Genomic DNA, 15,049 nt, shown 5'->3' with positions numbered 1-15,049 from the left:
GCAAACCAATTCTGGGCTTGAGCCATGCCCTCCGGTGCCAGTGCGGGCCGGTGTACCGACTCAGGCATGGGCAACCCCACGCCCAGCGCGCCAGCGCTGCGCCCAGCCTTCAAAGGTGAGGTAAATCACCGGGGTGGTGAACAGCGTGAGCAGCTGGCTCACCACGAGACCGCCCACCAGGGTCACGCCCAGCGGATGGCGCAGCTCGCTGCCCACGCCGCCGCCCAGCATCATGGGCAGCGCGCCCAACAGCGCCGCCAGCGTGGTCATCAGAATCGGCCGAAAACGCAGCAGGCAGGCCTGGTGGATGGCCTCGCGGGCCGTCAGGCCCTGCTCGCGCTGCGCCTCCAGCGCAAAGTCGATCATCATGATCGCGTTCTTCTTGACGATGCCGATCAGCAGCACGATGCCGATGATGGCGATGATGTCCAGGTCCAGCCGCGCGAGCAGCAGCGCCAGCAGCGCGCCCACACCGGCCGACGGCAGCGTCGAGAGGATGGTGACCGGGTGCACCGTGCTTTCGTACAGCACACCGAGCACGATGTACATGGTGACCACCGCCGCCAGGATGAGCAGCAGCGTCGAGCCCAGCGAGGCCTGGAACGCCAGCGCCGCGCCCTGGAAGCGCGTCTCCACCGACAGCGGCAGTAGGCCTTCGGCCTGGGCCGCAGCCTTTTCGCGCTCGATGGCGGCCACCGCGTCGCCCAGCGACACGCCGGGCGCAGTGTTGAACGACAGCGTGGCCGCGGGCAACTGGCCCACGCGCTGCACCACCAGCGGCATGGGCCGCTCTTCCACCCGCGCCACCGACGACAGCGGCACCGGCGCACCGGCGCTTGACGGCACGTAAATGGACTGCAGCGCCTCGGGGCCCAGGCGGTACGGCGCGGCCACCTCCAGCACCACGCGGTACTGGTTGGACTGGGTGAAGATCGTTGAGATCAGCCGCTGGCCAAAGGCGTTGTAGAGCGCGGCATCGATGCCCGCCACCGTCACGCCCAGGCGGCTGGCCTGGGCCCGGTCGATCTGCACAAAGGCCTGGCGGCCCTGCTCCTGCTGGTCGCTGGCCACATCGGTCAGCTCGGGCAGGGCCTTGAGCCGGCGCAGCAGGTCGGCGGCGCTGGCCGCCAGCTGCTGCGGATCGGGCGAGGACAGCAGCCACTGGTACTGGGTGCGGGCCACACGGTCTTCAATGGTCAGGTCCTGCACAGGCTGCAGGTACAGCCGGATGCCGGGCAGATCCTGCACGCTTGCGGCCAGGCGCTGCTGCACCACATCGGCCGCATCGCGCTGCGCATGCGGTTGCAGGTCGATCAACAAGCGCCCGGTGTTGAGCGTGGGGTTGGCACCGTCCACGCCAATGAACGAGGAGATGCTGCGCACCGCCGGGTCTTGCAGCAGCCGCTCGGCCACGGCCTGCTGGCGCTCGGCCATGCCCGCAAACGAGATGGATTGGTCGGCCTCGGTGGTGGCCTGCAGCGTGCCGGTGTCCTGCACCGGAAAGAAGCCCTTGGGAATCCACAGGTACAACAGCACCGTGAGCGCCAGCGTGGCCAGGAACACCGCCCAGGTCCAGCCGCGGCGGTCGAGCACCCAGTCCAGCATGCGACCGTAGCGGGCAATGGTGCGGTCAAAGAACCGGCCCGTGGCGTGGTACAGCCGACCGTGCTGCGCGGCCGGGTCGTGCCGCAGCAGCCGCGCGCACAGCATGGGCGTGAGCGTGAGCGAGACCACCGCCGAAATCAGAATAGCCACGGCCAGCGTGATCGCGAATTCGTGGAACAGCCGCCCCACCACGTCGCCCATGAACAGCAGCGGTATCAGCACCGCGATCAGCGACACCGTGAGCGAGATGATGGTGAAGCCAATCTGGCGCGAGCCGTCGAGCGCGGCCTGCAGCGGGGTGATCGGGGCTGGGCTTTGGCCCGGCGCCGCCTCGCCTTCAGCCCCATGGGCCTGCGCCGAAACATTGCCCGGCATCTCCAGATGCCGGGCAATGTTTTCAATCATCACGATGGCGTCGTCCACCACGAAGCCGGTCGAAATGGTCAGCGCCATCAGCGTGAGGTTGTTGACCGAGAACCCGGCCAGGTACATCACGCCGCAGGTGCCGATGAGCGACAACGGCACCGCCACGCTGGGAATCAGCGTGGCCGAGGGGCTGCGCAGGAACACGAAGATCACCGCCACCACCAGCAGCACTGCCAGGCCCAGCTCGAACTGCATGTCGCGCACCGAGGCGCGCACGGTCACGGTGCGGTCGGTGAGCACCTGCACATCCAGCGATGCGGGCAGCGTGCTTTGCAGCTCCGGCAGCAAGGCCTTGATGCGGTCCACCGTCTCGATCACGTTCGCGCCGGGCTGGCGGCGGATGTTGAGGATCACGCCGGGCTGCGAGCCCGTCTCGGGCGTGCCCGCCCAGGCGGCCAGGCGCGTGTTCTCGGCGTCGTCCACGATCTCGGCCACGTCTTTGAGCCGCACCGGCGCACCGTTCTTGAACGCCAGGATCAACTCGCGGTACTCGGCGGCCGACTGGAGCTGGTCGTTGGCGTCGATGGTCGAAGCCCGCGCCGGCCCGTCAAACCCGCCCTTGGCCAGCTTGACGTTGGCCGCGGCGATGGCCAGTCGCACGTCTTCGAGTGTCATGCCCCGCTGCGCCAGCGCCGTGGGATGCGCCTGGATGCGCACGGCCGGCCGCCGCCCGCCCGCAATGGCCACCAGGCCCACGCCCTGCACCTGCGAGAGCTTGGGCGCGAGGCGGTTTTCCACCAGGTCGTTCACACGGATCACCGGCAACGAGGGCGAAGTGACCGCCAGCGTGAGGATGGGCGCATCGGCCGGGTTGACCTTGCTGTAGACCGGCGGCATGGGCAGGTCGGACGGCAGCAGGTTGCCCCCTGCGTTCAGCGCGGCCTGCACCTGCTGCTCGGCCACGTCCAGCGGCATGTTCAGCTCAAAGCGCAGCGTGATCACCGACGCGCCCCCCGAGCTGGTGGACGACATCTGCGCCAGCCCCGGCATCTGGCCGAGTTGTCGCTCCAGCGGTGCGGTGACGTTGGAGGCCATCACGTCGGGGCTGGCCCCCGGGTACAGCGTGGTGACCTGGATCGTGGGGTAGTCCACCTCGGGTAGGGCCGACGTGGGCAGCAGCCGGTAGGCCAGCAGACCGGCCAACAGAATGGCCACCATCAGCAGGGCTGTGGCCACAGGCCGCAGGATGAACAGGCGCGACAGGTTCATGGAGCCATCCGCTCGCAAGCCGTGGGGGCTGGTCAGCGCGCCGGGGTGGCCGCGCCGCCACCCTGCTGCTGCAGGCGCTCGCGGAAGTAGGCACGCCGCTCCTCGGCCGGCAGGGCCAGCACCCGCGCGCGCTCATCGGGCGGCATCTGCTCCAGCAGGGCCCGCACCTGGGGGGGCACCGGCCGCGCGCCCTCAGCCAGTGGCAGCGCTGGCGCTGCCGAGGACTCCGCCGCACTGGTGGGTGGGGCGTCAACCGGCACCTTCGGGGCCGCATCGCGGCGCAAGGCCTGCGGCGCATCTGCGGCCTGAGCACGCGGTGCCGATGCGCCAGCCGCAGCACCGGATGCCGCAGATGCCGTAGGCGCCGCAGGGGCAGACGCACCGGCCGCCGGGGCCTGCGCCGCCTTGGCACGCAGGAAGGCGCGGCGCTCCTCGGGCGTCATCTTTTCCAGCCTCGCGCGTTCTTCGGGCGACAGCGAAGCCATCACCGCCCGGCGGCGTGCGGCCTGCTCCTGTGCCGCCTGGTCGGCCCGTGTGGCCGCGCCACTGTCGATGACCGCCACCTTGGTGCCTTCGCGCAAGCGGTCGATGCCGTCGGTGACCACACGGTCGCCTTCGCGCAGATCGCCTTCCACGCTCACACGGTCGCCGTCGGTCACGCCCACGCGCAGGCGCCGCTGGGTGACGGTGTTGTCGTCCTGCACCACATACACCGATTGGTTCTGCACGGCCGTCGCCGGCACGGTGAGCACCGATTCCAGCCGGTTCACCTGCAGGCGCACATTGACAAACTGGTTGGGGTACAGCGCGCGGTCCTCATTGGCCACCGCTGCCTTGACCTTGACCGTGCCCGTGGCCACGTCCACCGCGTTGTCCAGCGCCACCACGCGGCCCCGGCCCAGCAGTTGGCGGAAGTCTCGGTCCCACAGCTCCACCGGTAGCTCATCGCCCGCGGCCAGGCGCTTGCGCATCTGCGGCAGATGCACCTCGGGCACGGCAAAGCTCGCGTCGATGGGGCGCACCTGGTTGATGCTCACGATGCCATTGGCGTCGGTAGGCCCCACCACATTGCCCAGATCGGCCTGGCGCAAGCCCAGCCGCCCGGCAAACGGAGCGACCACCTTGGTGTAGCCCAGTTGCAGCCGGGCCGCATCCACCTGCGCCTGATCGGCCGCCACCGTGCCTTCAAGCTGGCGCACGAGCGAGGCCTGTGCATCCACCTGCTGGCCTGCAATCGCGTCGCGCTCCTGCAGCTCCTGGTAGCGCTTGAGGTCCAGCTGCGCATTGCGCAGCAGCGCTTGGTCGCGCCGCAGCACGCCCTCGGCCTGCGCCAGCGCCGCTTGGTAGCTGCGCGGGTCGATCTCGGCCAGCAGCTGCCCGGCGCGAACTTCGTCTCCCTCCTGAAAGCGCAGGGCCACCAGTTCGCCGCTCACACGCGCGCGCACCACGGCCGTGGCCCGCGCACTCATGGTGCCAATGGCCTGTACCACCACGCGTACGTCGCCGCGCTGCACCGTGCCGACCGACACCGGCTGCACGTTGCCCGCACCAAAGCGGCCCGGTCCGCCTGCGGCGCGCCCCGCTGAACCCGCCTTGGCAGCGTCAGGAGGCGACGCGGCCTGGCGCTGCTGCCACCACCACGCGCCCCCCCCCACCGCCCCCAGCAGGGCCACGAGCAGCACCGCATGGGTCCAGCGCAAGCGGCCGGTCTGGCGCGCGGGCATTGCGCGCTGCATCGTCAAAGGGGAGGGACGCATGGTGAAGGCACTCGCAAACAAAAAACGGGCCCCACCGGCATCGCGGCGCGGCCCTGACAGCGTGGGGATGATACTGAGCGCCCTTGGGCGGGCCCGGCAGCCAGGCCGCCTTTTACCGGAGCTTTACCGTGCGAGCAGCCGCGGCCGCTCAGCGGTTGGTGGCCAGCAGCAGTCCGCCCGCCCCCATGAAAAACCCGCCCGTGGCTCGGTTGAGCCGGACGACCCCGCGCGAGGTGCGCACAAAGCGCCGGATCTGGCGGCCGCACAGCGCGTACACCGCGGTGGCCACAAATTCGGCCATCAGATACACGCTGCCCAGCACCAGAAACTGCCGTGCAGCCGGCTGGGCCGGGTCGATGAACTGGGGAAAAATGGCCGCAAACAGGATGATGGCCTTGGGATTGGTGATGCCGAGCAGAAACTCCTGCGCCACGAGTGCCCGCAGACGGGGCCGCGCCGTCGGAGCCGCGCCCGCAGCCGCCGGCCCATCCACCAGATCAAGCCCCTGAAACTCCCGGCTGCGCCATGCCTTCCAGCCCAGCCAGAACAGGTAGGCCGCACCCACCCACTTGATGGCTGTGAAAGCCGCCTCGGACGCCAGAAGCATGGCCCCGAGACCGACCGCCGAGATCGTGAGAAAGATCGCAAAAGCCGCTACGCGCCCGGTGGTGGCCACCAGCGCAGGCCCCACCCCTGCGCGCAGGCCGTTGTTGAGCCCACAAAAATTGTTCGGGCCGGGGGTCAGGGCGATGGCCACGGCCACCGGGGCAAAGTACAGCGCATCCATGGATTCCACTCCAGTCGGGCACGGCGCGTGCTTGCGTGATCAATACGGCGCGTGCCGTGCCAGTGTAAGACCGCCATAGCCCGCGCGCTGTCGCGTCACGCAGGCGGTGGCAACTCGAGCACGTCGCCCCGGTTTGCGCCCGGCAGCACGCTGTGATGCGCTACGAGCACCAGGCGGTCCGTCCAATCCGAAGCTTGCAGCAAGGCCTGCTCGAGGTACCGCACCGAGCGCTGGTCCAGACCAGCCACGGGCTCGTCCAGGCATGTCAGGGGGGCACCGCTGGACAATCCTGCGGCCATGATGCATTTGCGCCAGGTGCCCGCCGACAAGCCATGCAGGGGCTTGTCCAGGTGGTCGAGCAATTGCCAGCCTTCCAGAAGCCTGTTCAGCAACGCGTCGCTCCATTGCGGGTACTCCCGGGCCCGGCCGGCCAGCCACTGGCGCGCGGTCAGCCCCTCGGGCAGTGGGGCTCTGGGGGACACCCAGAACACCGCAGCCGACAGCGCAGGGCCCTCGATGCGCCCTGCTTCGTACGGCAGCTCTCCGGCCAGCGCTCGCAGCAGGCTGGTCTTGCCGCTGCACTCGTCGCCGACCACCCAGCCCAGGCCTGCACGCCACCGCATGTGAAGCCCCCGCCAGAGCGGAGCTTGGCCCGGCCACGCCACGGCCAGATCGATCAGGCCCAGGAAGGCGGTGTTCTGGGCAGCAGGTAGGGTGGGGACATCAGCAGGCATGGAATCGCCAGACTTCAAGGGAGTGAAAGGGCGCGCCGCAGCGTGCGGCGCTGCGCGACAATCGCGCGCCAACGTCGGCCGCTGATTGTAGGAACGCCCGTGCCCACTGCCCTGCTCTACCTGGATTTCGACTACAGCGAGGACGACGCAGGCCATGGCTGCCTGGACGCCATGGCCGACATTCCCGCCGCCCGCGCACCATTGGTGGAAGCCGAACTGGCACAGGTGCTGGCCTGGGTCCATGCCCAACGCAGTTGGCGACTGGCGCCGCTCGACGACGGCGGTGACTGGGACTACCTGGTCCACGCCACACCGGACGGCTCAGCACCCGCGGTGCTGGAATACGACCCGCTGCGTGCGCAATTCAAGAGCTCCCCAACCTCTGCGCTGACCACTGGGCGGGTGGTCTACACCTTCACGCTCAGCGCGCGGGAAGACCTCTGCGCGGCCCTTCGCGAGGCCTTCGCGATCGGCTAGGACAGCCACGCCTGATCCAAAGACCCCTGACAGCAGTCGGACACCGCGGCCATTGCCCGCACAAGCGGATCTGATGGCTACAGTCTGAGACTCTATTGTCCATTTCATGACCAAGGAGTTCAGATGCTGTCACGCCGCCACTTCCTGCACGCCGGCCTCGCCGCGACGGCCTACGCCGCCGGCTCGTTTGTGCCCGTCTGGGCGCAAAGCGCCCCCAACCTGGGCACTCCAGCCCTGCCATCGCCCGGCTTCCGGCGCACCAAGGTGGGCGATGTGGAAGTGGTGTCCCTGATCGACGGCATTGCGCGCCGTCCGTTGGGCGAAGAATTCGTGAAGAACGCGCCACTGGCGGAAGTGCGTGCGCTGCTGGCTTCGCAAGGTCTGCCCACCGACTACATCGACGTTCCGTTCACGCCGTTCCTCGTGGTGGCAGGCGGCCGCAAGATGCTGATGGACACCGGCCTTGGCGAATTCGGTGGCCCGAACGCCGGGAAGCTGGCTGAGAACCTGCGCGCAGCCGGTGTGCAGCCCTCCGAGATCGACACGGTGCTGATCAGCCATTTCCATGGAGACCACATCAACGGCATCCGCAACAAGGCGGGCGAGCTGCTGTTCCCGAAAGCGAAGGTGCTGGTGCCCGCGCCCGAGTTCGCCTTCTGGATGGACGATGCTCGCATGGCTGCAGCCCCCCAAGGCATGAAGGGGGCCTTCGAGAACGTGCGCCGCACCTTCAACGGCATGTCGGCCGACATGCTGGTGCGATTCAACCCGGGCGACGAGGTGGCGCCTGGCGTGCAGTCGGTGGCGGCGTTTGGCCACACACCGGGCCACACGCTGTTCGAGGTGTCGTCGGCGGGCCAGCGCTTCGTGTACGTGGCCGACCTGACCAACGTGCCGGCGCTTTTCGCCCGCAACCCGGACTGGGCGGTCACTTTCGACATGGACGCAGAGGCCGCACGCAAGGTTCGCCGACAAGTGTTTGAGCGCATCACCGCCAGCAACGCACTGGTCGGCGGCTTCCACTTCCCGTTCCCGGCGTTCGGGCGGATGACGGCATCCGGCAATGGCTTCGCGTTCCAGCCCCAGGCCTGAGACCGACACCGCTCCAGCACCAGTGGCGCGCCGTGCGCTGCTGGTGGCTGGCGCCGGCTGCGTGTTGCCGGCCTGGGCAAGCCCCGAGGCCGAGACGTGGCTGCGCCGCGGCGGCGTGGTGCTGGCCATGCGCCACGCGCTGGCCCCCGGCACCTTCGATCCGCCCGGGTTCACGCTGGGTGACTGCCGCACGCAGCGTAACCTCGACGACCGGGGCCGCGAACAAGCGCGGGCCGCGGGACAGTGGTTGGCAGCGCGCGGCCTTCAGCCCTCGGCGGTGCGCTCGAGCCCGTGGTGCCGCTGCATGGACACCGCCACACTGGGGTTTGGTCGCGCGGAAGCCTGGGATGCACTCGGATCCCCGCACGGACAACCCGAGACCACCAGCACCGCACACCTGACGGCACTGCGAGCGGGCCTGCGCCGCGTGGCCGCGCAGTCCAGCCAGTTTGAGGTCTGGGTCACACACATGTTTGTGCTGGCCGCGCTGGCAGGCCTGAACCCCGCGTCGGGCGAGGGCTGGGTGCTCCAGTGGCGCGCCGACGGCACCGTGGCAGCCCTGGCACGCGTGGCGGCCCCGCCGATCTGACCGCCCACAGAAACATTCGCATACAGGGGCCTTGCCCCTGTGCGTTCCAATGGGCCCCTGTTTCACTTTTCGAGGAATCGCCATGGGACGCACCATCGTGACCGAAGCCGACCGCCGTCGCACCCCCCAACCGCCCGCATTGCCCGGCATTGCCCTGCCCACGGGCGGACGTGGTCAGCGCGTGAGTCGCGAGCGCGGCTCGGCCACGCGCAGCAAAAAGAATCCGGGCAAGCGCGCACACAAAGGCGGCTGATCCCGCATCACGTGCCGGCCCGGGCTTTCAAAGCCCGGCCGGCATGGTTTCACTGAAGCCCCGTGCGGGGAGCACGATGTGGAACACCGCCCCCTCTGGCTGGGCATTCTGGGCATAAATGCGCCCACCCATCGCCTCGATGATCTTGCGGCAAATGGCAAGGCCCAGTCCGGTGCCACCCGAGCCGTCCTTGGTCTTACTCGATTGCACAAAGGCTTCGAAGATCTGCTCGAGTTCTGCCTCGGGAACGCCTGGCCCCTGATCCCTCACAGAAAAGTGCACCTGGCCTGCGCTGTCGATCTGCCCAGCAAGGCTGATCGTCGAACCCTGCGGCGAAAACTTGATGGCATTGGCCAGAACGTTGCGCACCACCTGCTGAAAGCGCATCGGGTCGGCTTTCGCGACCAGCGGTACCTCCCCCAGTTCCAGTCGCAATTGCTGGTGCTGCCGCGCCAGCAGCGGCTCCAGTTCGTGCGCCACCGAGCGGACAGGCCCCCGCAGGTCCAGACGCTCCAGGTGCATAGTGCCCACCGTGCTTTCGAGCTTCGACACCTCCAGCAGATCATTGACCAGCGCCAGCATGCGCTGGCCGGCCGCATGGATGTCCGCAAACATCTCGGCCAACTTGGGCGAAGCCTTGCCACGCAGCACGCCCAGCTCGGCAAAGCCGAGAATGGACTGCAGCGGCGTTCGCAGTTCGTGACTCATGTTGGCCACGAACTCGGATTTGGAGCGCGACGCCTCCTCCGCCGCGTCCCGCGCTTCCTGCGTCACCCTTTCGGCCTCACGGAACTCGCTCACGTCCATCAGGATGCACAGCACCCCGGACACCTGACCCAGCGCGTCGGTGATGGCGGCCTTCATCACCCGCGTGTCGCGGCGGGAACCGTCTCCATGCAGTACCTTGGCTTCGAAATGCGCGCTGCCTCCCCAGCGCAACAACTGGGTGCTGGAGGTGTGGTGCATCTGCGCTTCGTCGGCAGGCATGTGGGCCGTCAGAGGTTGACCCAGCAGACGGTCGCGAGGCCAACCTTTGTAATCCTCCCAGGCACGGTTCACCTGGACAATCAAGGAATGCGTATCGGTGACCGCAATCGGCAGAGGATTGGTCTCCAGTAGCAGACTCTGAAAAGCGATCTGCGCCTGCAGTTTCTGCTGTGCCACCCACCGCGCGGTGACGTCAACCGCACTGCCCGCAAATCCCTGCAGGCGACCATCCGCCACGAGCGGAACCACAGCCATATCGAACACGTACTCGCGGCCTGGCGACGGGCGTAGAAGCACTTGCGCCTTGCGCACGCCCAGCTCGGCTCGCGGCACCAGAGCCTTCAGCACAGCGACACGGCTGGTCGGGTCTACCAGCGCGTCCAGTCGGCGCCCCAAGACCTGTTCCGACACATTGGGATGGAAGGCCTCCCAGTGCGCGTTGACAAACGTGACATGCCCTTCTGCGTCGGTGCGGAAGATCAACTCCTGCACGCTTCGCATGAGCACCGAGAGTTCCTGCTCACTCTGCGCCACCCGGGCATTGGCGGCATCAGCGGCGCGTCGTGCTCCCTCCCGAATGCGCACACCGCGCCAGACGGCTGCCGTCAGACCGAGCACCAGGAACACCATGGCCAGCCCCACGGACAGCAGCGCGCGGGCGTCGCGGATCCAGCGCCACAAGGCCGCGTCGTAGGCCTCCTCCACCACCACCACCAGTGGTTTGGTGCTGGAAGCCCGGAAGGCCAGGATCTGCTTGTCGCCTCCAGCCCCCGGACCGATGTAGCTTGAGTGCTGGCGTGATGGCAGGTACTGCGTGTAGATCGGGAGTTGAGCCACACTGCGGCCTAGAAGCCCGGATGTGCCGGAAGAGCTTGCCAGCACCGTTCCCTGATAGGTCGTGATCACCGAGTCGTAGCTCTCCGACTCCAGCGTCAGGTGCTGAAAGTTGGAGAACGTATCGGGATTGATCAACCCCACCAACACCCGGTGCAGTCCGTTCTCATCCTGATAACCTTGCAAAAGCGGAATGAAAGCCATGCCAGACGGAGGATTGCCGGGCGCTGCGCCCGGTCCGCGCCGCAGTTGGTCCAGAAACCGCCCAGGCACCAACGGCCCCATCGCCGACTGCCCAGGGGCCATGCGTGGACCCAAGCGTTCGATCTGAAGCTCCATGCCAGCCTCACCGGTCTGGGTGCTCGCAAGCACGTACCCATCGCGGTTTACCACCGCCAGGGCGCGCAGAAACGACAGCCCTGACAGCGCCTGGCGCAAAGCAGCCTCCATACGCGCTGGGTCCGAGTCTCGGTCGCGTAGCGCGGAAGACGACGACAGCGCCTCCAGAGCCAGCTGCGCAGACTCGACTGTGCGGGTGGCTTGGTCTTCCAGCACGCGCGCCAGCAGCGCTGCATGATCGCGGTTGCTTGACACGGTGGACCGAAAATCACTGACGGCCATCGCCCCTAAGGCCACGACACTGAGCACCACGGCCAGCGCCCCGGCGAGCAGCACCATCACATCAGGCCGGGTTGACCAGGCCTGCCACCGCGCCAGCCACTCCCCAAGACCCATGCGCGTATCAGTCATCGGACGATGATGCTCTGAAGCCCGTGGTTGCGAGCGGCCTGCTCTAGGCGACCATCCCGTTTGATGCTCGCCACGAAGGCGTCCAGCCGAGCCAGCCATTCATCATCCCCGGGGCGGATCGCATAGGCGTACGGAAGCACATGAAATGGCGCAGGCGGTGCAATCAGCCGCGCCCAATCGGCGTTGTCGAGCAACCGACGGCTGTAGGGAAAGTCGGTCATGAACACATCCACACGCCCCGCCATCAGCTCCCGCTCGCGGGTGGCCGGCGGCTGTACGCGCACCAGCTGCGCATGGCGCAGGCGCTGGGCCATCACGGGCTCCATGAACGTGCCGGCCTGCACCGCCACCTGGACTCCCGGCGCATCGATATCGGACCATTGCCGCACCACACGGTTGCTTTTCGTGGTCACCGCATAGATATCGCTGCGCATGTATGGCTGGGTGAAGCGGAGCTTCTCCTGGCGCTGAGGCAGCACCCCCACAGCAAACATCGCCACGTCGCAGCGGTCCGATGTGAGATCGGCTATGAGCGTCACAAAAGACGAATCAACATGCTCAACCCGGACCTGGAGTTCGCGTGCGAGCGCCGTGGACAGCTCGATGTCCATGCCGACGAGCTGCTGCGTCTGCGGGTGCCGATAGGTAATGCCGTAGTAGTCGGGCCAGATACACACGCGCAGCACGCGATGGGACTGAATGCGATCCAGTACCTCACCGGCCCACGCGGCGGGCAGGCCACACACAGCCGCCAGGATCAAGCCTCGCAATATCCAGGACATGGTCATCTTTCGACGCATTCGATACTCGCATCCAGCGACAGCGCACCCGCCATGGACCAGCGCTCAGGCGTCGGCCGTCAGGCCGAAGCTTCCAGCCGGTAGATGGTCTCCAGTACTTGAAGGGTACTGAAGGGCTTCATCAGGTAGTCGTCAGCCCCGGCCTCAAACCCGGCCACGCGGTCTCCCGACTGTACGCGCGCCGTCAGCAAGATCACTTTGGTATGCCGGGTCGCCACGTCGGCCTTGATGCGGCGACACACCTCCAGGCCGTTGATGCTGCCCGGCATCATGATGTCCAGCAGCACCACATCCGGGCCCAGTTCCTTGGCCATGGCCAACCCGGCATCGCCCGTTGACGCCTCATGGATTTCGAAGTCATCGAATTCGAGGGTCATTTTGAGCAGCTTGCGGATGTCGGCGTGGTCTTCCACGATCAGGATCTTCTTCATGACAGCCTCGGTAGACGGACGGATGGCAAAAAACACTTGAAGTGAAAGTGCACAGCACCGATGATGTCACCTCATGGATGCATCATATCAATCAAAAATATCAAATGCAACCTCTTTCACGGCAGAGCAAATCGAGAGAAAATGCGCAAGCCATGAAATCTGAAAACTCTCACGCCAGCCCCCGCGTTCCGGAGCACTACACCACCCTGGAAGTCGCCAGCATGCTCGGATTGGCCGTGCGCTCGGTGCAGCTGATGGTAGACCGTCAGGAACTGGAGGCCTGGAAAACGCCTGGGGGCCACCGACGCATCTCGCGTGAGTCGGTCGAGCGGTGGATCCAGACGCGTGCCGCGGGTGGCACCAAAGCCTCGCGCATACCGACGGAGCCCCCCAACTCGTCCACCACGTCTGCAGACTCCACGCACCCCAGGGTGCTGCTGATTGAAGATTCCGTGCACTTCCAGAACCTGGTGGCGCTGCTGGTCCGCCAGAGCTTTCCGCAGGTGGAGCTGCAGATTGCGCACGATGGCATCACAGGGCTGGCCATGTATGGCCAGTTCCAGCCAGACGTCCTGATTGTGGACATTTTGCTGCCGGGCATCGACGGAGCGACCCTGATCACCACGTTGCGAACGCACCCCCAGTTTGCCCGCAGCCGCTTGATCGTCGTGACCTCGCTCGATGCCACACAGCGCGAGCCTTACGCCTTTGCACTGCAGGGTGTCACCGTCATTCACAAGCCGCAACTCGTGGCCGAGCTGCCCTCTGCGCTGGCCTCCAGTCTGCCGGCCCACACACCTGCAGCGGCATGAGCCCCCGGCCCCGCGTACTGCTGGTGGAGGACGACCCCTCCATCCGCCGATTCGTGGCCCTGGCGCTGGAAGAGTCTGCTGTGGAACTTCTGACCTGCGAGACGGTGGGTGAAGCACTGGGCCTTCTGGATCAGGGAGGCATCGCACTGGTCATCACCGATTTGATGCTGCCCGGCGAGTCAGGGTTGGGGCTTGTCGAGCGTCTGGCCCAGTGGCCCGAGCGGATTGGCAGAGCGAAAGTCGTGGTGTTCAGTGCCGGTATCACGACCGAGGTGGAGGAGCGCCTGCGGTCCTTGCAGGTTTGGCGCATGCTGCGCAAACCTGCATCGGTGCTGGATCTGGACGCCTGTGTGTCCGAGGCCTTGGCACTGTGGTCACAGCCCGACGGTGCAGACGCCACGCGCGAAGCCGCCAGCGAGACCAACCCGCCTTCTGCAAACGACACCAAGAGCGCGGAAGCGCAGGCCATTGCCACCCATTTCGCCGGCAACGCTCCGCTGTTCAGGGCCTACCGCGTCAGCTGCCATGCCCAGTTCCCGCACGACCAGGCCGCCGGCGATGCCGCTGCGGCGGCGGGCGACGCCGGCGCATTGCGCCGTCTTGGACACAGCCTGGCCACAGTACTGCTGACCCTGGGCCGCCCGGCCGACAGCGCGCTGGCGCGTGCGCTGGAGACCGCCGCAGAGACCCAGGGGGCCGCGGCAGCCACGGCCCTGTGGCAACAGCTGAAAGAGCGCCTGAGCGCTCCCTTGCCAGACACGACGCCCCGGCCCTGAACCTATCCATTCCACCTGCTTTTCATGATCACCGTCCACCACCTTGAAGCGTCCCGCTCGCAGCGGGTCCTTTGGCTGCTCGAAGAACTCGGTGTGCCCTACGAAATACAGGTGTACCGGCGCGACCCCAAGACGCGTCTGGCACCTGCAGAACTCAAGCGCGTCCACCCTTTGGGCAAGTCGCCCGTGATCACCGAAGGCGATGCGGTGATCGCAGAGTCGGGAGCCATCATCGAATACCTGGCCGAGCGGTACGGCGCTGGACGCACGGGCGAACTCGCACACCTGACCCCAGAGCCAGGCTCTACCGAGCACCGCGAGTGCCGCTTCTGGATGCACTACGCCGAAGGTTCGCTGATGAACTGGCTGGTGATGAAGCTGGTGTTCATGAGCATTCCGCGCCAGCCCATGCCCTTTTTCGTGCGGCCCATCGCCCGAACGCTGTGCGCACGCGTGCAGGAAAAGCTCATCGACCCCAACGTGGAAACCGCGCTGGCCTTCATGAACGAACACCTGTCGCGCCACACCTGGTTTACAGGTGATCGCATCACCATGGCCGACTTTCAGATGAGCTTTGCCGTCGAGGCTGCGCTGTCGCGTCGCGCGCCCGGCCCCAGCTACCCGCATGTGGTGGGCTACCTGCAGCGCATGCAAGCACGCCCGGCCTACCAGCGGGCAATTGCCAAGGGCGGCCCCGTGCTGCAGTCGCTGTAAACGCCTGGGGCATCGA

Annotated in this window: 14 protein-coding genes; 7 read left to right on the top strand and 7 right to left on the bottom strand. The window is 67.0% G+C overall.

Translation table 11 applies throughout. The features are described from left to right. Positions 1 to 60: 60 nt before the first annotated feature. From ABD866_RS07380 to ABD866_RS07365, 4 genes are all read right to left on the bottom strand, one after another. Positions 61 to 3,240, bottom strand: a complete 3,180-nt coding sequence (locus ABD866_RS07380; RefSeq protein WP_345062718.1) for a multidrug efflux RND transporter permease subunit — start codon at positions 3,238 to 3,240, stop codon at positions 61 to 63. A 32-nt stretch (positions 3,241 to 3,272) separates the two neighbouring features. Then, positions 3,273 to 4,997, bottom strand: a complete 1,725-nt coding sequence (locus ABD866_RS07375) for an efflux RND transporter periplasmic adaptor subunit (protein WP_345062716.1) — start codon at positions 4,995 to 4,997, stop codon at positions 3,273 to 3,275. Between the two features lie 148 nt (positions 4,998 to 5,145). Further along, positions 5,146 to 5,784: a LysE family translocator gene (locus ABD866_RS07370; protein ID WP_345062715.1), complete on the bottom strand. Its 639-nt coding sequence runs from the start codon at positions 5,782 to 5,784 to the stop codon at positions 5,146 to 5,148. 95 nt (positions 5,785 to 5,879) lie between these two features. Next, entirely contained in the window at positions 5,880 to 6,518 is a 639-nt protein-coding gene (locus ABD866_RS07365; protein ID WP_345062713.1) for an ABC transporter ATP-binding protein, read from the bottom strand. Positions 6,519 to 6,617: 99 nt separating this feature from the next. On the opposite strand from ABD866_RS07365, the gene ABD866_RS07360 reads away from it, so the two are divergent. From ABD866_RS07360 to ABD866_RS07345, 4 genes are all read left to right on the top strand, one after another. Continuing rightward, positions 6,618 to 6,995 carry a hypothetical protein gene (locus tag ABD866_RS07360; protein ID WP_345062710.1) on the top strand — a complete coding sequence of 126 codons (378 nt, stop codon included), beginning with the start codon at positions 6,618 to 6,620 and terminating at the stop codon, positions 6,993 to 6,995. A 123-nt stretch (positions 6,996 to 7,118) separates the two neighbouring features. Then, entirely contained in the window at positions 7,119 to 8,087 is a 969-nt protein-coding gene (locus tag ABD866_RS07355; RefSeq protein WP_345062708.1) for an MBL fold metallo-hydrolase, read from the top strand. Then, complete coding sequence (locus ABD866_RS07350; RefSeq protein WP_345062706.1) at positions 8,059 to 8,676, top strand: histidine phosphatase family protein; 618 nt, start codon at positions 8,059 to 8,061, stop codon at positions 8,674 to 8,676. The genes ABD866_RS07355 and ABD866_RS07350 overlap by 29 nt, the downstream gene beginning before the upstream one ends. Positions 8,677 to 8,758: 82 nt before the next feature. Further along, positions 8,759 to 8,929: a hypothetical protein gene (locus ABD866_RS07345; protein WP_345062704.1), complete on the top strand. Its 171-nt coding sequence runs from the start codon at positions 8,759 to 8,761 to the stop codon at positions 8,927 to 8,929. A gap of 27 nt (positions 8,930 to 8,956) precedes the next feature. Here the strand turns inward: ABD866_RS07345 and ABD866_RS07340 are convergent, their stop codons facing one another. From ABD866_RS07340 to ABD866_RS07330, 3 genes are all read right to left on the bottom strand, one after another. Beyond that, positions 8,957 to 11,599, bottom strand: a complete 2,643-nt coding sequence (locus ABD866_RS07340; protein ID WP_345062702.1) for a sensor histidine kinase — start codon at positions 11,597 to 11,599, stop codon at positions 8,957 to 8,959. Beyond that, the gene (locus ABD866_RS07335) at positions 11,497 to 12,282 is read right to left on the bottom strand and encodes an ABC transporter substrate-binding protein (RefSeq protein ID WP_345062768.1); all 786 of its coding nucleotides are present in this window, start codon (positions 12,280 to 12,282) and stop codon (positions 11,497 to 11,499) included. The genes ABD866_RS07340 and ABD866_RS07335 overlap by 103 nt, the downstream gene beginning before the upstream one ends. Positions 12,283 to 12,359: 77 nt before the next feature. Next, positions 12,360 to 12,731, bottom strand: a complete 372-nt coding sequence (locus tag ABD866_RS07330) for a response regulator transcription factor (RefSeq protein ID WP_345062700.1) — start codon at positions 12,729 to 12,731, stop codon at positions 12,360 to 12,362. Between the two features lie 152 nt (positions 12,732 to 12,883). On the opposite strand from ABD866_RS07330, the gene ABD866_RS07325 reads away from it, so the two are divergent. From ABD866_RS07325 to ABD866_RS07315, 3 genes are read left to right on the top strand one after another with little or no spacing between them, the layout of a single operon-like run. After that, on the top strand, positions 12,884 to 13,543 hold the full coding sequence (locus ABD866_RS07325) for a response regulator (RefSeq protein WP_345062698.1): 660 nt from the start codon (positions 12,884 to 12,886) through the stop codon (positions 13,541 to 13,543). Next, on the top strand, positions 13,540 to 14,319 hold the full coding sequence (locus ABD866_RS07320) for a response regulator (RefSeq protein WP_345062696.1): 780 nt from the start codon (positions 13,540 to 13,542) through the stop codon (positions 14,317 to 14,319). Before ABD866_RS07325 ends, ABD866_RS07320 begins: the two co-directional genes overlap by 4 nt. Before the next feature lie 24 nt (positions 14,320 to 14,343). After that, positions 14,344 to 15,033, top strand: coding sequence for a glutathione S-transferase family protein (locus ABD866_RS07315; protein WP_345062694.1), 690 nt, complete (start codon positions 14,344 to 14,346; stop codon positions 15,031 to 15,033). Positions 15,034 to 15,049: the final 16 nt, after the last annotated feature.

This window comes from Acidovorax lacteus (genome assembly GCF_039540375.1).
GTDB lineage: Bacteria > Pseudomonadota > Gammaproteobacteria > Burkholderiales > Burkholderiaceae_C > Acidovorax_G > Acidovorax_G lacteus.
The sequence above is the reverse complement of the archived record's forward strand: the minus strand, read 5'-3'. Positions and strand labels throughout refer to the sequence as shown.